This is a genomic window from Bacillus sp. LR--39 (assembly GCF_053613335.1).
This window is the reverse complement of record NZ_JBSIOT010000002.1, coordinates 924,065-946,602: the sequence shown is the minus strand read 5'-3', so window position 1 is coordinate 946,602 and position 22,538 is coordinate 924,065. Positions and strand designations below refer to the sequence as shown.

Below are 22,538 nucleotides of genomic sequence, written 5' to 3'. Positions count from 1 at the left end.
ATGGCTTTTCAACTATTATTAAATGTTCTTCTCGCTGTTTGCTGGATGTTTCTCACAAACAGCCTCAGCGCCGGGGGTTTTATGACCGGATTTATCGCGGGCTTGGCGGCGCTGTTTTTTTTCCGGCGCTTCTTCTCGCGGCCGTTTTACATTTGGAAAATATGGTCAGTCATCAAACTGGCGCTGATCTTTATAAAGGAATTATATTTGGCCAATGTCAGCGTGCTGAAAACCGTTATATCGCCGAAACTGAACATCCGCCCGGGCATTTTCGCGTTTAAGACGGAATTGACGGAGGATTGGGAGATCACGCTGCTCTCGCTGTTAATCACTTTAACGCCGGGTACGCTTGTGATGGATATCTCCGATGACCGGTCGATTCTCTATATACACGCCATGGACATTGAAGATGCGGAGAAAGCGATCCATGACATCCGCGTCTCTTTTGAGAAAGCCATTCAGGAGGTGAGCCGCTGATGTTTACGTTTATTCTGCAATTATCACTCGGCATTATGGCGGTCTCGACTCTTCTGTACGTCATTCGCGTCATAAAAGGTCCTACGGTTCCGGACCGGGTCGTCGCGCTTGATGGGATCGGCATTAATCTGATTGCCATGACCGCGCTTGTATCCATTCTCTTAAACACATCGGCCTTTTTGGACATCATTCTGCTGCTCGGCATTTTATCGTTTATCGGCACGATTGCCTTTGCTAAGTTTTTGGAGAAAGGAGAGATTATCGAAAATGATCGAAATCGTTAAATGGGCCGTCGGCATTTGTATTCTGATGGGATCGCTGATCTGCCTGGTCGCGTCTTTCGGCACACTCAGGCTTCCTGATGTGTATACGCGCGCCCACGCCTCTTCAAAAGGCTCGACACTCGGCGTTAATTTGGTATTGCTCGGGGTGTTAGGCTACTTGTGGATGCTGACCGGAGAAATTTCTGTAAAAATACTGCTCGGCATCATTTTTATCCTGCTGACGGCGCCGGTCGGAGCGCACCTCATATGCAGGGCCGCGTACAATTCGGGAGCGGCGCTTGATAAAAGAAGCGTTCAGGATGATTACAAAGGGATCAGAAACTTTGTGATCAAACGAAAAGAAGATTCATATTTGTAAAAACAAACAGCCGGACGATTCAGGGTTCCGGCTGTTTGTTTATTTTGTTATAACAGCCAGCGTGCAGCGGGAAACACAGATCAGCCTTTCCCGTTCATCGAAAATGTTAATCCCGTACACAATGGTTGCTCTGCCCGTGTGAACGGGTTCTGCTATTGCCGTGACCGTCCCGCCCTCTTTCACGGATTTTAAATGATTGGCATTAATCTCAAGCCCGACACACGCCTGTTTCGACCGGTCAATAAAATGCTGGGCCCCGACACTTGCAACAGTCTCCGCCAGCGCTGCTGACGCGCCCCCATGCAGATATCCGAAAGGCTGCACCGTTCTCTTATCCACCGGCATCACCGCCACGCATCTCTCCGGCGTGTTTTCAGTGATTTCAATACCGAGTGCGCCGAGCAATGTATTGTTCAGATTCATAGGTTATTCTCCCTTCAAGATTTATAGTACGTTATCTGACTTGGCGATCAGCACCGCTTCAGTGCGGGAGCCGACATTCAGCTTATTAAAAATGGATGTCAGACTGTATTCAATCGACCGCTTGCTTAAGTGAAGCGCATCTGCGATTTCCTGATTGGTCAAACCTTTTTCGACCTCTTGGAGAATATGGCGCTCTCTCGGGGTTAACCGATCCTGCTCACTTTGAGGGGAAGAAGACGTTTTTGTTTTTTGCTGGGTCATCAGCTGTTTGAAATAGGAGAAATCAACTAAAATCTGTCCGTTGAGCACGTGATATATGTATTGCATGATTTTCTCTTTAGATTCGGTTTTGCTGATGGCGCCATGCAGGCCCGCGCGGATGGATTCTTCAAAATAATCTTCAACCTCATAGCCTGTGTAGACAATGATTTTACAGAGAGGATTCTCTTTTAAGATTTTCTTGGAAAGCTCTATGCCGCTGATGTCATCACCCAGATTTAAATCCATTAATATGAGATCGTAAGCTGAAAAATCATGCCGGAGAACAAATTGTTCACTGGCATCAGGACTGAGGCAATCGACAGAAAGATTCGTGTCCGTTTCCAGAATCGTCTTGGTGCCCTCCATGACAGCCGGATGATCATCAATCACTAGTATCTTTTTCATGGTTTCCTCCCTTTTACTCACTCATTTCCATTTTATTAAAAAGACTTGGCTTCTGCCAAGTCGATTTGGTGATAAATTGGTTACAATTCCATTTCAATATCCGCTTTAAAACCGTTTCCTTCACTTGTGTCGATTTTCATCCGTCCGTCAAGCGCACGGACGCGCTCCTTAATACCCGAAAGCCCCATGCTCATCGACTGCCCGCCGCCTTCTTCCTGATTGCAGCCGACACCGTCGTCTTCATAATGCAGAATCACTTTATTTTGAATGCTGATCAGCATAATCAGCACCTCATTCGCCTGTGAATGCTTCATGGCGTTCGAAAGAAATTCCTGAATGATGCGGTACAAATTCAGCTGCGTATCCAAATCCAGCGCCGCCGTAAACCGGCCCGTATTCAGACGGATATGAAACGGCGCACGCTCCTGCTGCTGTGCGGCAAGCTTGGATACCGCCTTGACCAGACCCAAATCATACAGCAGCTGAGGACGCAGCTCATGGCACGTCTCCCGGGTCATCAAAATGACATCCGACATCTGCTCATTCATCTGATGAAGCTTGTCCTGCACCTCTAACTGGCAAGGCTCCTCTTTCTTAAAATCGGCCAGAAACAGCTCACACTGGCGCTTCAAAGAAATCAAGTCCTGCAGCACTGAATCATGCAGATCACGGGCCAAATCCGAACGCTGCTTTTCCTCGATCGTAAACATCAGCTTTTTGAGCCAGACCGGGTTTGTCTCTTGTTTCTTTAAATCTTCGAGATGATTCATAAGTTCTTCGATTTTAAGCACATTCTCCATCGTAATACTGGTGTAGAATGATAAGGTTTTTAACCAAGAAATCTCATCCCAAGTTAGTTTCGGAGTATTCATAAATGATAAACACAGTACAATGTATGATTTAGTGCCCCGTTCCCCTATTTTCATTAAAAACCCTTTATCCACTTGAACTATTTTGCCAATTTCGCTTGTCGTTTCAGCTAATTGATGAGAATACGGCTCCCATAATTTTTTCTCATTATCATTAAAAAAATACCTTACATTTAAGTCTCCTTCTACTTCTAAAACACATACTTTACTAACCATCAAAACTTCAAGTAGAGTAGATTCAAGTTCAGTGAATACTTGCTTTAAGGATGAAGCTCCTTTAATTATTTGAGTAAACTTGAATATGCTGTCCTGATAATTATGTTTTTCAGAAAAACGCTTTAAACGGAAACGAAAATCTAAGATCTCTTTTGAATAAAACACAGCCAACATAATAATATATGTCAGCAAAGTTAGTTTAAACGTATAAAACTCTGAGTTTGGATCTTGTACAAGATCATAAATTGTAATAATAAGTAAAGTAGGAGTGACAGCTAAAAGACTATAATATTTCAACCGCCCAATAATAAAATCAATTTCATAGATTTTATTAGTCATAAATTGATAAACTAAAGAAAAAGGAATTAATAAAAGAAAAGGCGCAACTAAAAAAGAAGAAACATAATAGTCATTAAAAATGATGTAGGGTGCCACATACAAGAATACAAATGGTGAGAAAGCAAAAATATTAATTAAAAGAAAAGTCTTAAGAATATTTGCTTGCTCTGTTTTTTTGTACTTTATTAAACCTACAGTAATGAAAAATAGAGCTATTAAATAAAGGAGAGATATTGATACTAAATTAACTTTCCCAACTACTCCTCTTTCAAAGCAATGCCTAAAAAACTCTAGTATTATATTAATAACAGGGACTGTATATAAAGCAACAAAAACTTTCCCGTTAAAAATCTTGTATCCAAATTCTTTGATATATTGGTAAATAAACAAGAGATAATTTACCGGTACGGATATTAAAGTTATGACATTTACGTATCGGCTTATTATATCTCCTTTTGATGAACCTCCCGCACTTACATATGCTATACCAGTAGTGAGTAAAAAGATGATCAATATAAAAGCTGAAACTGAATCTTGCTCCTTATTAATTTTTAAAATAAGGATAATACAACTAAGGCATACAAAGAAAAAAATAACAGGTATTAAATAAACAAATAAGTTGTCTTCACTTAATAAACTTAAATTTTTGAGATCAACTATTTCACCAGATCTTTCAACTGTCATAGATCTTACGTTTTTCAATGTATTTTGTTTTAAATCTTTTGGTTCAACGCTCTTATTCTGATTAATTTTAATTACAATGTCACCTTTTTTAACACCAGCATAATAAGCCATTGTGTAATCTGATACTTTGGTAATCTCTATTTGATTCTTGTTATTAACATTTGCGGTGGCTCCTACAAATAAATTATTTACATTTATATAAGTTAAATAGAAAATATAAGACAAGCTGAGTAAAATTAATAAAATGGAATACGTATTTTTAGATAACTTCATATTTACCCCTGTTTCATGACGGTTTCCAATATATCTCGTCTTTTGAACTCATTGAGATTAATTGATCAAATCCAAGCAATACCCCTTTCACCTCTTCTTTATCTAAACCTATGATACTGACTTCTTCTCTTCTCAATTTTTGAACAATTTCGGGATTACGAACTAAATAATTTACTATTTCCTGCATTTTTATCCACCTTCTCATTCTCGCAAATTTTTTTAATTAAATAGTTTTTGTTCTCTAAAGTCAAATTTAAATTTTCGAGTCCATTTTTCACTTTCAAATTATATACATTAATCATAACTGACATATAATGGATAACACCAGATTCTAAGAGAAGCCGTTTTAACTCTGATTGTTGAAAGTTGTTGTTTAACAATTCTGTGGATACTGTGTTGAATTTTTTCTCTAAGAACTGAATTGCCAAATTTGTCTTTTTGAAAAAGGTTTCCGTATTATTCACATACATTATCTCAAATAAATCATTTTTTAATTGAGCTGCAACCCCTATATAGAAAGCATACTGCTCCACATCTGATTGATAACGTTTAGTTGCAAGTACAGCACCCAGCATACTTGCTAAAGCTGTCAAAGCCCCTGACTTTTTCTTAATCATTTCAATGCATTGATTTTCAGTTAAAGTATTATCGACCAAATCAATGTGTTGTCCTTCCATAGCTTGAACTGTATATTTTAGAGCTGTCTTGAGTAATAACCCTTCCGGATCTCGAGATGATATAACTTGGAGAGCTATTGTATAAATTAAGGTTGCAATATTTAAAGATACAGCCTGATCCATTTTCATCCATTCTGCATTTGGACGATCCTTATCTTGTATGTCATCAAAAATATCAGCCGCTAAGATAAGCAGTTCAATCCCTGATCCTAAATCTAGTATTTCTTCAAAATCATTCCCTCCAAAAGCCAAATAATGATCTAAAGCTAACTCAGCAAATGGAAAGTTGTTTTTTGTATCAGCAAAATTCAAAACATGTTTACTTACTTCTTTATTCACATCATTTTTTTTGAGAATATGGTTTATTGTGTCCTTTACATCTTCTGCTTCTAGAGTTAATTTCTTAGCTATATGAATCCCTCACTTTATTTTACTAAACCCTTTTGTTCAAATACAGCATGTTTATTGTTTTTTAACAATCATATAATACTTTATCCATTAATTGTATAACAAATGCACAAAAAAAAGACTTGTTTCCAAGTCTTTTTAAGAAATTTTCATTGCATATGAGAATTTATCGAGCTGATCAATGCTTTTGTTAATGTTTCGTAATGAGTCGGTTGTTTCTCTGATATCATTTTCAAGTCGGAATAATAATTGCTTTACTTCTTCTAATTTGTTTTCCACCGTTTCCACACTCCTTTTTTTGAAAGATCAATGAATTGTGTATGGTGAACGAGTCCTAGGTATTTGATCTGTTACTAATAGTGTAAACGTTTTTGCGGGATTTTTCACCGAAAAGTATGTGTAAAAGTATCTGCGTGACACCGCAAACCGGGGTAATCCCATAGTCCCGAATGGAGCATTTAGCGAACAGGACTATATAACTACCAGAAAGGCAGACGTTTAGGATGAAGCAGACCAATCTGGCGGTTCTGCTGTTTTTTTAACGGTTTTCCGACAAACCGGCAAGGACTATAGTCCCTGCCGTCGCAATTTCAAAACAGAATGGGCGAACAGCGTCGCATAACCACCGACAAACACCGAAAAGACCTCAACCCCCGCATTGTGGTCTTTTTGCATGTCATAACTCATTATCACGCCGCCTATACTCATGTATAACGAATGTTTTCTCAGGAAGGAGGCCGCCGTATGCATTATGTGTATCCATGCTGCCCTGTTTTCGCCGCGCCATACCGGCATCCAGCGCCCAGTCCCCCGGTTCACGCAGATATTTTGACAGCGTCCGCAAATGAAGCTGCGGGCATGCTGGAGGATGCGCGCCTGCTCCTTGCGCGGCTGACGGCGTCAAAAGAGCTTGCACGCCGCATCCTCACCGCAGCGCAATCCTCTGACACCGCAGCGGTCAAGCGGCTCATTAAGCAGACCGGCATCAAAAATGACTTTGACGTGACGTATAATCCCGACGGCATCCGTGTCAGTCTGGTCAGAGAGCAAAGCCGGTTTATCATCGCCTTCAGGTGGTCGGCTTAAAGCGGCTCAATCCACGATCAGCTGCCGGCACCATTCGATCGCCTGTAAGTAACAGTCATACGCTTCTTCTTTGTTCAGTTCTTTTCCCCACTCGTCACAGTCCCAGTTGTTGCATTCAATGGCCTTGACGAGCGCGAGCATCTTATAATAATCGTTTTCATAACCGAGCAGCGCCTGTCCGACTTCATCGATTAAAGGCAGTTCTTTGATGATATCCTCCAGCTCCCTGTGGAGAAGCGTATCGATGAGCGAAAACATGCCGATCAGCATGTAAGAAGAGGGCTGGGGCCTTCCGGTTCTTTTCGCCAGCAGTTCGCACAGTTTGGCCCTGATTAAGGAAATCTTAATGATTTCTTTTTGGCTTGAGTGGCTTTTCGCCGTTAAATCTCTGAATGAAAGAATGTAAATCAAGCGCTTAATCTCATTCAGCCCGAGCATCATGATGGCCTGCTGGATGCTGTCTATCTTTTTTTTCAGCCTTGTTTGCGATCCGTTTAAAAAACGCAGAATCTGATACGATAAGCTGACGTCCCGCTCTATGTATTCCGTCACGCGCTGTATATTGGGCTGGTCATTGTTTAATTCGCTTAAAAGCTGGTAGTAAGAATGAAAATGAAACGTCAGATCATTTCCGCTGATGACACGCGGTTCACTGAAAAAATATCCTTGAAACAGGTGAAAGCCGTCTATGGCCGCCTGTTTATAATCTTTTCTCGTCTCCACTTTCTCCGCTAAATAAATCAGACTTTTACAGCTGTACGTCTGAATGATTTTTTTGCGCTCCAGACGCGAGGATTGCAAAAAGTCGATTTTTAAAATATCAATATATTTCATCAGCTGTTCCACTAACTCTTCATTTTCCGGATTGATGGCGTAAAAATCATCAAGTGCTAATGTATATCCTAATTTCTTCAGCTGTCTGCATCTTGAGATGAGTGCCGGAGTGATCGGTATGTCCTCAAGAATTTCGATAATAAGCTGGTCAGGATCAAAGGAGGTAGGGAGATCTGAAAACATCAGGCTTTCTGTAAAATTCACAAAGCAGCGTTTCCCCTCAGTCAGCTTTTCGATTCCGATGTTGATAAAGCTGTTAATAATGAGATCCGTCGTAGCTTTATCTCCGTCAGCGGCCGAATAACGGTTCTCTTCGCTCTCCCGGTAAAGAAGTTCATAAGCAACAACCTGTTCGTTTCTGTTGAAGATAGGCTGTCTCGCAACAAACACCTTCATTCATTTACCCCCTTAGATGCGGCCTTCGAACATAAGTATATCAAATAACTTGACGAAATTTGTCTAAATGTGAAAAATATTATCACAACAAAAAGGCCTTTCCAGAGAAAGGAAAGGCCGCTTTGTCTTCTATTCAAGTTCCCGTTTCAGCTCGCTTTTGATTTCATGAATCCGCTGCATCTTGTTGCTCCAGCAGTCTTCGCTTAAATCGACCGGATATTCTTCCGGCTTGCTGATCCGTTTGTATTCCTCCCACAGAAGTTTGAGGTTATCCTGCACATATTGCTGGATGTCGGTAATTTCGGGATTATCATAGCATAAAACGCCGTTTTCAAAGATCGGCTCATGCAAGTCTTTCGCATAGAAATCAGTGACGAATTTGCTGACGAACGTGTGGACGGGATGGAACATTTTTAAGCGTTTCTGATCATTTACCCGCTCGTCATAAAGCGCGATATAATCACCTTCCGAGTGGTGATTCAGCTTGTTGATAATCCGGTATACTCTCTTTCTTCCCGGCGTTGTCACTTTTTCAGGGTTTGACGAAATTTTAATGGTGTCGGTCAGTTTGCCGTCCTCTTCAATGGCGACAAGCTTGTAAACCGCGCCGAGAGCCGGCTGATCGTATGCGGTAATCAGCTTCGTGCCGATGCCCCACGTATCGATTTTCGCTCCTTGCGATTTCAGATTTAATATCGTGTGCTCATCAAGATCGCTTGAAGCAATGACCTTTGCGTCTGTGAAACCCGCTTCATCAAGCATTTCACGCGCTTTTTTTGACAGGTACGCCAAGTCCCCGCTGTCCAGACGGATGCCGATGAAGTTGATCCGGTCGCCGAATTCCTTTGCGACTTTAATCGCATTCGGCATACCCGAACGGATCGTATCGTACGTATCTACGAGAAACACGCAGTCTTTGTGGGTCTCCGCATATTTCTTAAATGCCGTATATTCATCGCGGTACGCTTGTACGAGCGCATGAGCGTGCGTGCCGGATACGGGTATATTAAAACGCTTTCCGGCTCTTACATTACTCGTCGCGCTGAAGCCGCCGATCAGAGCCGCTCTCGCTCCCCACATAGCGGCATCCATTTCATGGGCGCGCCGTGTTCCGAATTCGAGGGCGTCTTCGTCACCGACAACGCCTTTAATGCGGGCCGCTTTCGTGGCGATTAATGTTTGGTAATTCACAATGTTAAGCAGAGCCGTCTCAATCAGCTGGGCTTCGATCAGGGGCGCTTCGACCCGCATAATCGGTTCGTTGTTAAAAACGAGCTCGCCTTCTTTCATGCTGTAAAGAGATCCGGTAAAAGAAAGATCCCGTAAATAATCAATGAAATCATCAGCATAGTGCAATTCCGTTTTTAAATAATTCAGATCGCTGTCGGTAAATTTGAAGTTCTCCAAGTATTCGATTGCTTTTTCTAAGCCCGCAAATACCGCATAGCCGTTTTCAAAGGGAAGCTTTCTGAAAAAAAGCTCAAAAATCGCTTTTTTCTCATGAATGCCGTCTCTCCAGTACGTTTCGGCCATATTAATTTGATAAAGATCTGTATGTAAAGACAAACTGTCGTCTTTAAAACCATGCTCCACCAAAATTGTTTTCCCCTTCCTTACTCTGCCACTTGCGCTCCGATGCTGTTCTTAAAATGGGACAGGGCCCATTCATGCCCTTCCGGATTAAAGCTGGCCACAGCGTTTTGATGAATGACGATCTGAAAGCCCTTGTTGTAGGCATCAACCGCCGTGTGAAGAACGCAGATGTCCGTGCACAGGCCCGCAAGATGCAGCTCAGTGATCTGCCGTTCCCGCAGTTTCAGCTCTAAATCCGTTCCCGCAAAAGCAGAATATCTCGTTTTTTCCATATAATTTACGTTTTTTGCGTGTTTATGTTTCTCATAAAGAGGCGATAGCCTTCCGTACAGCTCTTTGCCCTCCGTGCCGTTGATATTATGCGGAGGAAACAGGCGTGTCTCGGGATGAAAGTCATCGTCTGCATCATGCGAATCTACCGCAAAGACAACGTAATCACCATTTTCTATAAATGCTTGCGTCAAACTGACAATCGTATCTTCAATCTGTCTCGCGGGTTCCCCGCAGGTTAATGCCCCGTTCTCAGCTGCAAAATCATTCGTATAATCAATGCATATAAATGCTTTTTTCATAGCCGGCCTCCCCGCCATTCATATGAAAACCATTATATCCTATCTCCACTTGTAAGTGAATTGGCATTGTAAAATGACAAACGGTGTTTTGCCCTTTTAAGATTTCAGGAGTGAGCGCTGAAAAATGTCATCCTGAACGTAAATGCCGTCAAGGTTCACGGCATAATCGGCGGCAAAAACCAGGCCGAGCGGCGTTTCGAATTGAAGGTCCGAAATGACGGAGCTTCGGACACCGGCAAGTGCGGCAAGCTTCATATATGGTGAATAAGCATGATACGGGAGCCTTCCGTTTATATAGAGCACCGCGTCTTTTCGGCTTTTCAGCGCCTGTTTCACTTCTTCATACGGCTGCTTTTGCAGCACCTGCCCCTTCGTCAGGGCAATGATGACTCTTTCACGGAGCGAGCCTAAAAATAAATGGCGCTCATCCGGTTTCGTCTGCAGAGGGCCGTACATCCCCTGCTGTAAATAAAGGTCAACCGTTTTGTCGCTCATCGGCCTGTCCCTCCTCAGCTTGTTTTACAATTATCGCCCCGGACGGGACGCGGTAAACCGCTTCGTTACATTTCAGCCACCCAATGGGAGATCTTGCCGGCGAGCTCTCCGGCGGGCTCTTCTTCAATCAGCTTGCTGAACGATTGTAAAAGCCGCTGCGCCAGCGCCTTTTTCTCTTCCTCATAGGAAATGATCGTGCTCCACTCAAGTTCCGGAACGGCTACAAGGGTATGCTGTTCTTTTTTATTTTCATGCAGATATACATCACCGATCATTCCGGACTGCACGGTAATATTCGCTTTTCTGATTTTCATAAAAATTCCCCTTTTATAAAGACTGATTCTATTATACTACAAAAAAGCGACAGCCTCCTAAAAGGAGGCTGTCACGCGTTAAACCAATCAGGTTCGTCAAACACATCGATGTCTTCAAAGCGCGTTTTGCTGAATTTATTAGTGACTTTGATAAAATCTCCGGAATGAAACGCCCCTGCCCCCGCGCCTGAGTGGTCAACGGCTTTGGGAGAAATGGCAAACACGTCACCGAAGCTCGCCGCAGCGTCTCCGGCTAAACTCATAATATAAATCGGTCCCACAATTGCAGGCATACCCACACCTCCGCTTTTCTTTACAGCATTTTATGCGCTGCATCGGGAGTTGTGCCCGTTTTTATTTCGGCTTGCGGCTGTCTTCAAGCTTTGACCGCTGACGAAGTTTGATAAGCCGGACGATATTTAAGACAAAAGCTTTTAAAACCGCGTAAACCGGCACGGCCAGAATCATTGCGAGAATGCCGCCGAAACTGCCCGCTCCGATAAGCAGAAGAATAATGGTGAGCGGGTGGGTATTGAGCCGTTTCCCAATCACAAGCGGAGAAAGCAGGTTCCCGTCAAGCTGCTGGACGACAACGACAACAATAACGGCAAACAGCGCCTTAGCCGGCGAATCCATAAACGCGATAATCACCGCGGGCGCCGCCCCGAGAAACGGCCCCAGGTACGGAATGATATTGGTGACGGCGATCACCATCCCGAGAATTAACGCATACTGCAGGCCGATGATCCAATATCCGATAAAGCATGCCGTTCCGACAAAGAGACAAATCAGCAGCTGGCCTTGGAAATAGGCGGCCAATGTGACATATAAGTCATTAAATATTTTCCGACCTTCCGCCCGGTAGGAAGAAGGCAGGATTTTGACCGCCAAGAGCGGAAACCGCCGGCCGTCCTTCAGCATATAAAACAAAATGAACGGAACGGTGATCACGACAAGCGTGATATTCGTAACGACGCCGAACACGGCCGACAGGCTTGCCGTAATATTTTGCGGAAGGCTTTGTAAAAATCCCGTCAGAGACTGCTGGATTTTTTCTATCGACACATAATCCTGCGTCATCATCCACGTAAACCATTTGGAATGGGATAATTGCGCCGTCAAGACTTGAATCTGATGAATGTAATCAGGGAAATTGTTAATCAGCCCCGTGACCTGGGAAGCCACAATCGGTCCGATGGCGGTGAACATAAAGGCAATCAGGCCGATGAAAACGAGATAAATGAGCAGGATCGCCAATGTCCGGGGGATTTTTTTCTCAAGCAGGCGCACGATCGGATTAAAAATGAAAAACAAAATGCCCGAGATCAAAATCGGAAAAAACAGAGTGGTGATAAAACCGAAAAACGGCTGAAAAATAAACGAGACTTTCGTTGATACGTAAATAATGAGCAAAACGAGCAAAATTTGCAGCGTCCAAAAATGGACCTTTGATTTCAACAAGCGGTTTCCTCCTATTGTCATGTGAACTTGTACTGTGATTGTACCAAAAAAAGCCGCCGTGCATCTATGTATCTCAAAAAAGAAGACGCACCGGGGTTCTATAGGGCCGCCTCCGGTTTGCGCCTTATTCGGGCTGTTACACGCGTTCGGTATAATCAGGCATGACGGAAACCACATGGCGGTTTCTGATATAAAATACACGGTCATGCGTTTCTTCAATGGCGATGTGATCCGGAGTGGCATCAATCAGCCGTCCTCTGATAATGCGTCTGACGGTTTGAATGATAAACCTTGAGCCGATAAGCTTATGGATGGTCTGATAAACGTAAGGGTCCACTAACGAGACGATTTGCGGGCTTCCTTGATGGGCCATTTTCGCTGATCCCCTTTACTATGTTTTCCTTCAGCATATGCAGCGGACAAAGGCTTTGACACAGTACGTCTATCGGAGCGGAAAAGGTGTTAGTGAGCATGCGGAGTTATGTAAGCGGAAAAGGCCGCATGAGTGGCCTAGACTGAGCTTCTTATGGGATATTGGGCTTGGTCAATTAACTGATCAAGCTTTTGGATTTGTTTGAGCGCGGCCGTGTGATCCATTTGGCGGTAATGGTGATGTCCGCCGGGTTCTTCATCGAGTTCATCCGCTTGTTTCACGATTTGCTGGAGCGTATTCTTGTCCAGTTCGCCTTCAGGCAGATAGGAATCGGTGTGAAGCAGAATCGCCAGCGCAATGTCCTTCGCCGCTTTCGGTTCTTCACCGAGCCGGATGAGCAGCTTATGCGCCCGTTCCGCGCCTTTAATGGCATGGATATCGTTTCTTCTGTACTTTTCATAATCCCATTTGCCGTCTGTGTACCATTCATAATGGCCGACGTCATGCAGTAAAGCCGCTTTCGCCGCAAGATCCGGGCTGACACCTGCTTTTACGGCAAGACGGTATGCATGAAACGCGCAGGCGATCGCATGTGCGACACCGGAACGCTGTAAATACTTTTGTGCGATTGGATGGGTGAAGACATCCATTAACGTTACATTTCTCATGGAAACCCCTCCTTATTTATATTTTTAGAATCCTAACATAAATCGAGAAGAAACTCAATTCATCTGATACATTTCTTATACCCCTTATACGTTGTTTCATTCATCATATGCCGCCGGACCCCGAAGTGATTGTACAAACAAAAAAGAGCAGCGTGAACGCTGCTCTACAAAAATTCTTTGATATCGTATATCCGTCCGTTTTCCGGCTCGCCCGCGACCAGTGAGTGAATGACGCCGGCGATGTATTCAGGACTTCTGAGGTTTTTCGTTTCTTTCAGATTGCGGAACCGTTCGATGTCATGAAAATCTTCTTTTGACGAAGAACGGATGACAGCCTGCATGTCTGTATCCATCACTCCCGGCGAGAATGAGATCATGCGGACCGGCAGTTCTTCATCTTCCTGTTCAAACCCGAATGTTCTCGTAAACATATCAAGCCCCGCTTTTGAGCTGCAATACGCGCTCCAGCCTTTATAAGGATTTTTCGCTGCGCCCGATGTGATGTTGACAATTGTTTTGCTGCCGCTGAACGCTTCGAAACGCTTTGTGAACATTTGGCTGAGCAAAACGGGCGCCGTCAGATTAAGGGTGTAATGGCGGTTTAATTCTTCGGCGGAAGCCTCTTTCGCCCGCTTGATCGGTTCCACCATTCCGGCATTGTTGATCAGTGTGACAGCGGAGTACCCCTTCTCCTCTGCTTGATCAAGAATCGCCTTCATCTGCCGCCCGGTATCTGCCAGATCGGTTAAATCAACACTGTATTCTGTCAGCCCCTCGCGCTTTTCCCCGCTTATCGTTCTTGAAAGCGCGGCGACTTCGGCTCCTTCTTGAAGCGCCTGTTCCGTAAGCGCCCGGCCCAAGCCTTTTGACGCGCCTGTTATAAGAAAAAACTGCATGAAACTCCTCCTTTTTTTCTTATTTTACGGGCTGTCTTCCCGCAAACACAAGCGATCCGTTTACCGCTTTGCCTTTTCCTGCGCCGTGACTTTCGGGATCAGATAGATCATCGCCGCAATCCCGAGGAGGATCAAGACGGCATAAATGACAGGAAGCAGATAAGAAGTCTTTTTCTCTTCCGTTTCCATATCTGCCGAGGTATGCCGCACCGCAGGCTCGGCAAATGTGATACCCAGTTTTTTCGATTGCGCTTTGATCGTATTCGGCTCCGTGTCTGACGATGTAAACAACTTTGATATCAGTTTGTCATCCGGGTTTTCGGCCGGCTGATCAAACGTGATATCCTTCTGTTCTTTCGGAAGCGCCGTTTTTTCCTCAGAGTAGGCATCGTCGTGCAGGTAATCCGTACGAATTTCAATGTCTTTCTTTTCATATTCATTCGGCTTGACATCAGTATTTTCCTCATTCGCGGCTGCGGCTTGGGGAAGGAAAAGGAAAAAGGAGAGAGCAAACAGCAGCAATCCTTTTTCCATGATTGTGTTACGCCTCATAAGACTGATCACTTTCCTCCGTTTTTTCCGCAAACAGCCGAATGACGAGCGGAAGCGCCGCCGCAATCAGCGTAATGATCGCAAGAACCGTTACCCCCATCGCAAACAGATGCCCCGTTCCGTATTGAATATCGATATAGACTTTCGAAACCGGACTGTCAAAGGTGAAGTTCGGCATAATCAGGTCGATCAAAGGCGCCACATAAAAGAGAATGAGCGCGGATGATGCAATCCATCCGGTAATCGAGCCGAAGACAAAGGCTGCCCGGATAAAAGCAGAACTCGCCGCAAGCAAGAGAATCGTAAAGACTGACCATTTAATCGTCTGATCATCCGGAAGCGAGTAGATATTCAGACCGAACAGACTGATCATCAATCCGACCATAATGTTTAAAATCCCAAAGAGCGCGCCTTTGACAAGAAGCGGCGCCTGCTGATAATACGAGCTGAAATAGCCGATCAGAAGACTGCTGATCAGGACGATCACCAAAATGACGACCGGCGGAACATTCTGAACCCGGTCTTCCGGCACCTCTCCGCTGATTTTAAGCGGGTTGGCGAGATAATCGTAAACGTAGCCGTTTTCCTGTCCATCAACGAGCGCGTTCCCTAAAATGCCGTACACGTCATTTCTGATCAATTTCGTGGAATCGACGTTTTTGCCCCAGTTGCTGTTTAAGGTGTCCGCTTTTTGCTGGACGTCATTTACGCTTTGCTGCATATTGTCGGTATAGCTGATGATGCCGGACTGGCGTTCTGACAGATGGCCCATCGTGTCAGACATTTGCAGGACTTCGCGGCCGACGGTATCCTGAGCGCCGAGCGCCATCGTTCCGGTTAATCCGTCTCCGCTGAATGCGGCCGCTTCCTGCACAGCGCCTTCAGCCAGCTGATCGGATGCTTTCGCCGCGCTGTCTGAAATGCTGGCGAGCTCATCGAGCACTCCGGCTTGTTCATCTCTGATATACGAACTGTAGTTATCCGAGAATTCGGTCATGCCTTTAATGAAATTGCTGATGTCTTCATCTGTCTGCATCTTGTTCTTTTTCAGGTTTTCCCAGCTTGCCGTTTCCACCGGTTTGATGGCGAGAACGGTTTGAACTTCGCCTTGCTGGGCTTTCAGCACCCTGTTTTTCACATCAGGCAGCGGGCCCGCGTCAAGAGAGTGATAAAGTGTCGCCTCATACAGGGATAAATCATTATAGTAACTCATTAAATCGGATATTTCTTTTGTATTGATGTCAGCGGCAAATATCTGTTCAAGAGCAGATTTGCGGCCGCTATCCAATGACGGGTAGTTCAGAATGTTCTGTTCTGTTTTTACAATCATTCTGTAAATGGTATTGAAATCTTGTTCTCTCTTTCCTTCTGATTCTTCCAGCTTTTTCTTTAATTTGTCTGCCCGTTTTTTGACGTCATCAATCTGGTCTTGAAGGCCTTGGATTTCTTCATCAAGAGCATCGAGACGTTTTTTCAGTTCTTCATTATGAGTCTGCTGTTTCTCTTCCAGCTCTTTTTCAATTTGCTGAATGCGCTCTGCGGCTTGGTTCAGCCTTTCTTTCGCCTCAGATATGTCCGTGCCGCCGTCCCCTTCAGAATCGTTTGGATCGTCCGCCGGCTCATCAGCAGGCGGAGTGACGTTTTTAGCGGCAGTGGCGGTCTGGACGGTTTTTGGCTCCTGATCGCTTGTGTTATCGGAGGCAGGCTGCTCTTCTTTTGTACCGTCTTCCGTTTTTCCGTCTTCTCCGGGATTTGTTCCGTTATTCGGATCGGTATCGCCGGAGTTTTCACCGTCATCACCTTGGCCCGGTTTTTCAGGGGCCGGATTTTCTTTTTCCGGTTCTTTTAATCCGTCAGAAATGTGATTGATTTCAGCGGAGATGCGCTTTAATTCGTCACGCTGATCATCAAGGTCAATTTTCAGATCGCCGGGATTTTCTTTTTCCGGTTTTTCTTCTTCTTTCGGTTCATCCGATCCGTCATCACCCGGGTCCTTTTCCGGAACGGTTAATGCCTGCCGATCCCTTTTCATAAGGGTTTGGATGCTGTTCAGTGTTTCAAATCTTGCTTGAGCTTTATATTGAGTCAAAAAATTGTTCAGTAAATTAGATTGAATATCTGCCATCCCGCGTTCCTGATCAGGAACCTGCGCTTCTCTCACCTGTTGGGCGGCAAGAAGAGCCGATCCTGTCTGGTCAAGCTGTGTCTGCGCCCGGTTTATGCCTGAAGACAGCCCGCTCATCATCGTGCTGAACTGGTTGGCGGCCTGCTGTGCTTTAATGGCATTCAGTCCGGTTGTGATTTGCTTTTGATTTTGTTCCTGCGCGGCCATCAGCAGTTTTTTCTGATTTTCTTGATATTGTTTATAGCGCTCGACCGTATCGGCAAAGTCTTTGAGCGTGGTTTTGGCTTCATCTGCCGAAGTCAATTTTTCTTTTGCCGCGCCCTGCGCTTCATTCATTGATTTTTTCAGTTCGTCAATCAGGTCTTTTTGCCGCTTGATTTCACCTGCCAAGTCATTGGAGCTCGGCTTGTAAAAATTGTACATGACGTTTTGAAACTCTGATTCTTTATTGACGATCTTGTCAAAATCGCCTCGGACATTGTTCACTTTTTGTGAGACGAAATTCCAATATAATGCCGACATTTTTTTATTCATTGATTTTTGGGCGTCTTCTAGCTCACGCTGCACTTTTTCTTTGTTGACGGCGTTCAGGTTGCTTTGAATATTGAATGTCAGCGTGGCTTTTTGCGGGCGCTCCTTGTCATAGCTTAAGATGTCTTTTGAAAAATCGGAGGGAATGTAAACGACGGCGTCATACTTCTTAGCCGCCAGACCGTTTTCAGCCGCGCTCCTGTTGACAACCGTCCATGAATAATCCGGACGGCCGCCAAGAGCGGCCGCTACTTCTTTGCCGAAATGGACGGATTCCTCTTCCTCATTTTCATCTGTTTGTAAGCCCATATCTTCATTCACGACTGCGATTTGGCGGGTGGCGTTGATTTTTTGTTTTCCCGGGTCATCGCCGATAAACCGGAAAAACAGCACCGGCAGCAGCAGAATGATGACGACCGCGGCTATTAATTTGATCAGGCTTTTTCGTTGTTCAGTCATCTGACGGCCTCCCTTTCCGCTGAACATAAAGGTATTTGGATTTTTTGCTCCTTCCCGTTTTCAACCAAATAGCCGAAGCCCGGCTGAATGTCCGGTTCCTGCCTTTGGTAAGGCAGCGGAATGACATTTTGTTCGGATTTTTTCACAAGCAGCATCGCGTGGCGGATCTGTTTCATTTCCGTCGTTAAGGAATCATAGCCTTTTGAGAATTCGCTGTGATTGCCCGCCGGGATAAAACTGAAGCCCACATGCGCGTAAGATTTCATAAACATCGCCAGTTTGTCCTGAATGGCGGTGTCGATCGTCTGCTGGAATCTTGTAATGCCGTCGGCCATTAACACGACCGGAGAGAAACTGAGTTTGTGCACATCGCCATTTTTGACGGCCTGCGCATACTGAGCTTCGCGCTCCGTGAAAATGGCTTCTGCCGTTTCGATCCACTGCCGGACGTCTTCTTTTGTATCCAGATAGCTGACCTTTGTTTCCTGCGCATACTGCGACAGTCCGCGGTCAATCGAGTCAAACAGCCCGACCCGTTCCGTACCTTCACGCAGCAGGTGATTCAGCATCACTTTCAGAATGTTTGTTTTTCCACGCTGTGTCTGGCCCAAAATAAGACAATGTTTATTTTTGCCCAGATCAAAGTACACAGGGCTGACCTTTTCCTCATGAAGCCCGACAGGAATGCGGAACGGTTCTTGATCCGGGCCGAGACGGAGTGAAAATTCTCCGGCCGTCAGCCTATCCGGAAGCATCGGAATCGGGTGTGGGCCGGCTGTTCCGGCGTGGCGCTCAGCTAAAGCTTTTACATCATCTTTCAGCGCCTGGAACATCTCGAGGTCATTTTCCGCTTCAGCCGGAAGAAACATTTGCGCGAAATACAGTTCTTCTTTTTGGATCATGACGCGGCCCGGGATCGGTTCGAGACTGAACGGCGGACGCCCGTAAATGGAGTATCCTTCTGACTGATCCATTAAATAATGGACGACTTTCGTTTTTATGTTGTTTAACAGCGACTGGCGGACGGCGTTTACCCTCGTTGCGGTCAGCAGGAAGTAAATGCCTAAGCTTTGCCCGTCGCGTGAAATCTGGATAAATTCCGTTTCTAATTCATGCATTTCATCTTTTACGATGTCGAAATTGTCAATTGTGATAAATATAAACGGCAGCTCTTCTTCACTGAGCGAATTGTACATTTTGATATGGCTGACTTCTTTTTCTCTGAACAGCCGTTTCCGCCGCTCGATTTCTTCCTTGATGCGGATCATGAATTTTTCGATCTTTCTCATTTGATCCATTAAGAAATAGTCTGCGGTGTGCGGAAGCTTTGCCAATGGCAAAAGCGTGCCGTTTCCGAAATCAAAGATGTACATATGAAGCTCTTCCGGCGTGTATCCTTCCGCGAAGTTCATCAGGAAGGTGATGGCAGCCACTGACTTGCCGTAGCCGGATGAGCCGAAAATGCCGATGTTGCCGTCATCCATCATCGTATAAGCGAGAGGCGCCTGTCTTTGCTGATCAGGCTCATCCACGCAGGCGATGAAGAAGCGGTCTTTTTCCTGCGCAGGGTAAAGCGTGCGCGGGATACGTTCGGCAAGCGGCGGAAGCCACGGGCTCGGCAGCTTTTCAATGCCCATTTCATTTTGAATCCGCTCGATTTCTTCGACTACGGCTTCTATTTCTGCCGGGGCGTCTTTTTTCGCCGCATCATCCGCGTCCACCTCAGACAGCGGAATTAAGCCGGTGTCGGTAACGATGGCAATGTCATCCTCGGTGCCGTATACATCTTCCATGTAAGGGGCGCCGCTCCAGGCAGACTGGAACTGCTCATACACTTCGTTATTTCCGACTTGCAAGTAGCCGCGTCCGGTGACCGTAATATTCGCCGCATCACTGTTTTTCAGGATTTCTTTACTGTCACTTGCATCCTGCACTTTCAGCGCGACCTTAAAGCGTGAGTTGCTCCATATTTGGTCGTCAATGATGCCGCCCGGCTTTTGCGTGGCGAGAATTAAATGCACACCAAGGCTCCGTCCGATGCGGGCCGCGCTGACAAGCTCCCTGATAAAGTCAGGCTCTTCGCTTTTCAGCTCGGCGAATTCATCTGAAATCAAAAACAGGTGCGGCATCGGAATATCCGTTTCTCCCTGTTTATACAGCTTTGTATAGTCATTGATGTGATTGACGCGATATTGATCAAACAGACGCTGCCGTTTTTTCAGCTCGCTTTTAATGGATGCAAGCGCCCTGATACTGAAGTTTCTGCTTCCTTCAATATTCGTGATGGTCCCGAGAAGGTGCGGCATCTTGCGGAACGGCTGGGCCATTCCTCCTCCCTTATAGTCAATCAGCAAAAACGCCGCTTCATGCGGGTGAAAGTGAACTGCCAATGACAGGATGTACGTTTGCAGAAATTCACTTTTCCCGGAGCCGGTCGTTCCCGCCAGCAATCCGTGCGGCCCGTGCGCTTTTTCATGCAGGTTTAAATAGACGATGTCGTCTTTTCCTTTATAGCCGATCGGAACAGCCAGCGATTTTGCAGACTCACTTGTCTCCCACTTCTGCCTGATGCCGATTTCTTTTACTTCCTTCGCATGAAACAGCTCCAGAAATGAGACCGTTTCAGGAATGGAATTCGTCATTCCGACCTGATGATGCAATGTCCGAAGCGTCCGGGAAAAACGCTCGTTGTTTTTCCGTTCGTGCCTGTCCAGCTTAAACGGGATCTGCACCGCTTTTTTCTGCTGAATGAGAATGTCTCCCTCATCTTCATTAATGTAGCGGACGAGGGTGTGAATGTTTTCCGCCAGGCTTTCCTTCGTTTCCGCGGCGATGATTGCCGAGATGCCGAGATGCTCATGCCGGCCTTCGATGTATTCTAAAATGACGTGCTCTGCGATCAGCTGCTGATTTGTGATGACAAAGACAAAATGCGGCTGGAAGATCTTCTTTTCTTTATCTTCTTCCAAATCCCGCTCACGCAGCAGCTCGTAAATGGACGATAACAATTGATCGCGGGTCTGTTCATTGTAAATAAATCCTTTCGCGTACATATGAGGCAGCTGAAATTGCGGCAGCCACTTCATCCATTCCCATTCCTTATATTCGTCCTCATGAAAGATAAAGACAAACCGCAGATCATGGTAGCTGTTGAAGAACGCGAGCTGGCCGATCAGCTGGTGAATTTCATTTTTGACGATCTGAGGTTTCCCGACAAGCCCCATCGGCCCTTCTTGTAAATCAACAGTCACGGGCGCATGGCGGATATCTTTATACACGCGCTGCATGTGCTGCGACTGCTCCATCAAGTCATCCACATCACGGTTCGCCAGGTCTCCGCCGCTCATTGAAATCTCGTAGCTTGCCGGGACCGTGCCCGTTCCGAGCCGAAGCATCAGAAAATCCCTGCTTTCCAGCGATTTCTCCCAAATGCGGCCGCTGATTTCAGAGGTTAAATATTTCATTTTTTCAAACGTGGGAAAATGATGCGTCAGCACTTGCAGCTGTTTTTCCGACAGCGCCTGAAGTTCTTTCCTTTTGTTTTCTAAATACTGCTTGTACACACGCTCCCGCTTCTCCTCCCGTTTTTTCCGCTGGTTTTTTTCACGGAAATACTGCACGGTGGAGGTAATGAGAGTCATCATAAACATCGCCAAAGAGACTAGGATGAATATGCCCCTCGGCTGTATAATGGCGACAACCCCCATTACAATCAGCATGACCAAAGGAGGCAGAATGACGAGCCACAGCCCCCGGTTATTCTGTTCGCTTTCCTGCGAGGGAAAGCTGAATGAAACGCGGTCTTCTGGAAGATCGTAGACCATGCGCGGCGTTCTTCGATATTGCGGGTATTTCTTTTTCATTTCGGTGCTTGGTTTTACCGTTTTGGTTAAACCGGTATGAAGCTTTTCGTGATGAACGGCTTCTAAAAGGTCGTCCTCCGTCAGCCTCACACGCAGAAAATTCCACAGCAGCTCATCTCCCGTCCGGAGCCTTCCTTTAGCTTCTGCAAGCTTTCCGTTCACATAAACGTCTTGGCCATCAGGGACGACAGACCAGCATCCTCCCGACTTTCGCAGATAAAAAGCCCCTGTTTGAGCGGAGGACGGCTCTTTGTATATATCCGCTTCCTCTATTTCTGATGAGAAAACGATCTCATCCTTCCCGCCGATAAAATAAACGGAGGATTCTTCTTTGTCAGGGGTGAGCAGAAGCCGCATCGTCTCTTCTTCAATCCGGCAGGGCATTTCATTTCCTATTGTCAATTCGCCGGCACAGTTATTTCCCAGGAAAACATCATAACGATCTGTTTCTTTTCGATAAAGGGTTGCGGCGTTTTGCCGTAATGGAAGTGTGCCGACCGTGATAGTATCTTTCATATCCGGACCGATCGTAATCGGCTGAGACGGCGGGAGTTCAGACAGCTGAATCTTTTGTACGTGCTCTCGGTAAAAAACCCATAACAGACTCATATGGCGAACCTCCTGACAGCCTGATCGTTACCTGCGG

23 protein-coding genes are annotated in these 22,538 nt (G+C 45.5%); 4 read left to right on the top strand and 19 right to left on the bottom strand.

The genetic code is table 11. The annotated features are described in order from the left end of the window. From ACWHAR_RS14540 to mnhG, 3 genes are read left to right on the top strand one after another with little or no spacing between them, the layout of a single operon-like run. Window positions 1-477 (top strand): Na+/H+ antiporter subunit E, encoded by a 477-nt coding sequence (locus ACWHAR_RS14540; RefSeq protein ID WP_007613428.1) that lies wholly within the window; start codon window positions 1-3, stop codon window positions 475-477. Further along, window positions 477-761 carry a Na(+)/H(+) antiporter subunit F1 gene (locus tag ACWHAR_RS14535; protein ID WP_017419420.1) on the top strand — a complete coding sequence of 95 codons (285 nt, stop codon included), beginning with the start codon at window positions 477-479 and terminating at the stop codon, window positions 759-761. Before ACWHAR_RS14540 ends, ACWHAR_RS14535 begins: the two co-directional genes overlap by 1 nt. Continuing rightward, window positions 745-1,119 carry a monovalent cation/H(+) antiporter subunit G gene (mnhG, locus tag ACWHAR_RS14530; protein ID WP_007613429.1) on the top strand — a complete coding sequence of 125 codons (375 nt, stop codon included), beginning with the start codon at window positions 745-747 and terminating at the stop codon, window positions 1,117-1,119. The genes ACWHAR_RS14535 and mnhG overlap by 17 nt, the downstream gene beginning before the upstream one ends. Window positions 1,120-1,158: 39 nt before the next feature. Here mnhG and ACWHAR_RS14525 read toward each other — a convergent pair whose 3' ends face one another. The 6 genes from ACWHAR_RS14525 to degQ form a co-directional block, all read right to left on the bottom strand. Next, window positions 1,159-1,542, bottom strand: coding sequence for a hotdog fold thioesterase (locus tag ACWHAR_RS14525; RefSeq protein WP_007613430.1), 384 nt, complete (start codon window positions 1,540-1,542; stop codon window positions 1,159-1,161). Between the two features lie 21 nt (window positions 1,543-1,563). Continuing rightward, window positions 1,564-2,208, bottom strand: a complete 645-nt coding sequence (locus ACWHAR_RS14520) for a response regulator transcription factor (RefSeq protein WP_003152052.1) — start codon at window positions 2,206-2,208, stop codon at window positions 1,564-1,566. Window positions 2,209-2,288: 80 nt separating this feature from the next. After that, window positions 2,289-4,589, bottom strand: a complete 2,301-nt coding sequence (locus ACWHAR_RS14515) for a histidine kinase (RefSeq protein WP_032876801.1) — start codon at window positions 4,587-4,589, stop codon at window positions 2,289-2,291. 13 nt (window positions 4,590-4,602) lie between these two features. Then, window positions 4,603-4,776: a competence pheromone ComX gene (gene comX / locus ACWHAR_RS14510; RefSeq protein ID WP_012118314.1), complete on the bottom strand. Its 174-nt coding sequence runs from the start codon at window positions 4,774-4,776 to the stop codon at window positions 4,603-4,605. Next, a complete protein-coding gene (locus ACWHAR_RS14505) occupies window positions 4,745-5,605 on the bottom strand; it encodes a polyprenyl synthetase family protein (RefSeq protein WP_142925231.1) in 861 nt (286 codons plus the stop codon). The genes comX and ACWHAR_RS14505 overlap by 32 nt, the downstream gene beginning before the upstream one ends. Window positions 5,606-5,812: 207 nt before the next feature. Continuing rightward, window positions 5,813-5,953, bottom strand: coding sequence for a degradation enzyme regulation protein DegQ (gene degQ / locus ACWHAR_RS14500; RefSeq protein WP_003152043.1), 141 nt, complete (start codon window positions 5,951-5,953; stop codon window positions 5,813-5,815). A gap of 465 nt (window positions 5,954-6,418) precedes the next feature. Between degQ and ACWHAR_RS14495 the strand changes: the two genes are divergently transcribed. After that, window positions 6,419-6,760: a hypothetical protein gene (locus tag ACWHAR_RS14495; RefSeq protein ID WP_032876795.1), complete on the top strand. Its 342-nt coding sequence runs from the start codon at window positions 6,419-6,421 to the stop codon at window positions 6,758-6,760. A 6-nt stretch (window positions 6,761-6,766) separates the two neighbouring features. Here the strand turns inward: ACWHAR_RS14495 and ACWHAR_RS14490 are convergent, their stop codons facing one another. The 13 genes from ACWHAR_RS14490 to essC form a co-directional block, all read right to left on the bottom strand. Then, a complete protein-coding gene (locus ACWHAR_RS14490; RefSeq protein WP_032876792.1) occupies window positions 6,767-7,990 on the bottom strand; it encodes an EAL and HDOD domain-containing protein in 1,224 nt (407 codons plus the stop codon). 129 nt (window positions 7,991-8,119) lie between these two features. Next, on the bottom strand, window positions 8,120-9,586 hold the full coding sequence (locus ACWHAR_RS14485; protein ID WP_014418767.1) for a nicotinate phosphoribosyltransferase: 1,467 nt from the start codon (window positions 9,584-9,586) through the stop codon (window positions 8,120-8,122). Window positions 9,587-9,603: 17 nt separating this feature from the next. Next, window positions 9,604-10,155 carry a cysteine hydrolase family protein gene (locus tag ACWHAR_RS14480; RefSeq protein WP_003152033.1) on the bottom strand — a complete coding sequence of 184 codons (552 nt, stop codon included), beginning with the start codon at window positions 10,153-10,155 and terminating at the stop codon, window positions 9,604-9,606. Window positions 10,156-10,251: 96 nt separating this feature from the next. Next, window positions 10,252-10,650 carry a YueI family protein gene (locus tag ACWHAR_RS14475; protein WP_003152031.1) on the bottom strand — a complete coding sequence of 133 codons (399 nt, stop codon included), beginning with the start codon at window positions 10,648-10,650 and terminating at the stop codon, window positions 10,252-10,254. Window positions 10,651-10,715: 65 nt separating this feature from the next. Beyond that, on the bottom strand, window positions 10,716-10,964 hold the full coding sequence (locus ACWHAR_RS14470; protein ID WP_003152028.1) for a YueH family protein: 249 nt from the start codon (window positions 10,962-10,964) through the stop codon (window positions 10,716-10,718). Between the two features lie 71 nt (window positions 10,965-11,035). Beyond that, window positions 11,036-11,257, bottom strand: coding sequence for a spore germination protein (locus ACWHAR_RS14465; protein WP_014418768.1), 222 nt, complete (start codon window positions 11,255-11,257; stop codon window positions 11,036-11,038). 61 nt (window positions 11,258-11,318) lie between these two features. Continuing rightward, complete coding sequence (locus tag ACWHAR_RS14460) at window positions 11,319-12,425, bottom strand: AI-2E family transporter (RefSeq protein WP_014418769.1); 1,107 nt, start codon at window positions 12,423-12,425, stop codon at window positions 11,319-11,321. A 136-nt stretch (window positions 12,426-12,561) separates the two neighbouring features. Continuing rightward, a complete protein-coding gene (locus ACWHAR_RS14455; RefSeq protein WP_014418770.1) occupies window positions 12,562-12,798 on the bottom strand; it encodes a DUF2642 domain-containing protein in 237 nt (78 codons plus the stop codon). Window positions 12,799-12,935: 137 nt separating this feature from the next. Continuing rightward, entirely contained in the window at window positions 12,936-13,466 is a 531-nt protein-coding gene (locus ACWHAR_RS14450; protein ID WP_007613450.1) for an HD domain-containing protein, read from the bottom strand. Window positions 13,467-13,630: 164 nt separating this feature from the next. Further along, entirely contained in the window at window positions 13,631-14,362 is a 732-nt protein-coding gene (locus ACWHAR_RS14445; protein WP_032876789.1) for a (S)-benzoin forming benzil reductase, read from the bottom strand. Window positions 14,363-14,422: 60 nt separating this feature from the next. Beyond that, window positions 14,423-14,896, bottom strand: coding sequence for a type VII secretion protein EssA (essA, locus tag ACWHAR_RS14440; protein ID WP_015418112.1), 474 nt, complete (start codon window positions 14,894-14,896; stop codon window positions 14,423-14,425). Window positions 14,897-14,903: 7 nt separating this feature from the next. Continuing rightward, complete coding sequence (esaA, locus tag ACWHAR_RS14435; protein ID WP_032876786.1) at window positions 14,904-18,029, bottom strand: type VII secretion protein EsaA; 3,126 nt, start codon at window positions 18,027-18,029, stop codon at window positions 14,904-14,906. Further along, a complete protein-coding gene (gene essC / locus ACWHAR_RS14430) occupies window positions 18,026-22,501 on the bottom strand; it encodes a type VII secretion protein EssC (protein WP_032876783.1) in 4,476 nt (1,491 codons plus the stop codon). The genes esaA and essC overlap by 4 nt, the downstream gene beginning before the upstream one ends. Between the last annotated feature and the right edge of the window lie 37 nt (window positions 22,502-22,538).

What these genes read in the sequence shown, in the direction of transcription:
- ACWHAR_RS14540 (WP_007613428.1), top strand. Translation starts at nt 1, where the DNA reads ATGGCTTTTCAACTATTATTAAATGTTCTTCTCGCTGTTTGCTGGATG.
- ACWHAR_RS14535 (WP_017419420.1), top strand. Translation starts at nt 477, where the DNA reads ATGTTTACGTTTATTCTGCAATTATCACTCGGCATTATGGCGGTCTCG.
- mnhG (WP_007613429.1), top strand. Translation starts at nt 745, where the DNA reads ATGATCGAAATCGTTAAATGGGCCGTCGGCATTTGTATTCTGATGGGA.
- ACWHAR_RS14525 (WP_007613430.1), bottom strand. Translation starts at nt 1,542, where the DNA reads ATGAATCTGAACAATACATTGCTCGGCGCACTCGGTATTGAAATCACT.
- ACWHAR_RS14520 (WP_003152052.1), bottom strand. Translation starts at nt 2,208, where the DNA reads ATGAAAAAGATACTAGTGATTGATGATCATCCGGCTGTCATGGAGGGC.
- ACWHAR_RS14515 (WP_032876801.1), bottom strand. Translation starts at nt 4,589, where the DNA reads ATGAAGTTATCTAAAAATACGTATTCCATTTTATTAATTTTACTCAGC.
- comX (WP_012118314.1), bottom strand. Translation starts at nt 4,776, where the DNA reads ATGCAGGAAATAGTAAATTATTTAGTTCGTAATCCCGAAATTGTTCAA.
- ACWHAR_RS14495 (WP_032876795.1), top strand. Translation starts at nt 6,419, where the DNA reads ATGCATTATGTGTATCCATGCTGCCCTGTTTTCGCCGCGCCATACCGG.
- ACWHAR_RS14490 (WP_032876792.1), bottom strand. Translation starts at nt 7,990, where the DNA reads ATGAAGGTGTTTGTTGCGAGACAGCCTATCTTCAACAGAAACGAACAG.
- ACWHAR_RS14480 (WP_003152033.1), bottom strand. Translation starts at nt 10,155, where the DNA reads ATGAAAAAAGCATTTATATGCATTGATTATACGAATGATTTTGCAGCT.
- ACWHAR_RS14475 (WP_003152031.1), bottom strand. Translation starts at nt 10,650, where the DNA reads ATGAGCGACAAAACGGTTGACCTTTATTTACAGCAGGGGATGTACGGC.
- ACWHAR_RS14470 (WP_003152028.1), bottom strand. Translation starts at nt 10,964, where the DNA reads ATGAAAATCAGAAAAGCGAATATTACCGTGCAGTCCGGAATGATCGGT.
- ACWHAR_RS14465 (WP_014418768.1), bottom strand. Translation starts at nt 11,257, where the DNA reads ATGCCTGCAATTGTGGGACCGATTTATATTATGAGTTTAGCCGGAGAC.
- ACWHAR_RS14455 (WP_014418770.1), bottom strand. Translation starts at nt 12,798, where the DNA reads ATGGCCCATCAAGGAAGCCCGCAAATCGTCTCGTTAGTGGACCCTTAC.
- ACWHAR_RS14450 (WP_007613450.1), bottom strand. Translation starts at nt 13,466, where the DNA reads ATGAGAAATGTAACGTTAATGGATGTCTTCACCCATCCAATCGCACAA.
- ACWHAR_RS14445 (WP_032876789.1), bottom strand. Translation starts at nt 14,362, where the DNA reads ATGCAGTTTTTTCTTATAACAGGCGCGTCAAAAGGCTTGGGCCGGGCG.
- essA (WP_015418112.1), bottom strand. Translation starts at nt 14,896, where the DNA reads ATGGAAAAAGGATTGCTGCTGTTTGCTCTCTCCTTTTTCCTTTTCCTT.
- esaA (WP_032876786.1), bottom strand. Translation starts at nt 18,029, where the DNA reads ATGACTGAACAACGAAAAAGCCTGATCAAATTAATAGCCGCGGTCGTC.
- essC (WP_032876783.1), bottom strand. Translation starts at nt 22,501, where the DNA reads ATGAGTCTGTTATGGGTTTTTTACCGAGAGCACGTACAAAAGATTCAG.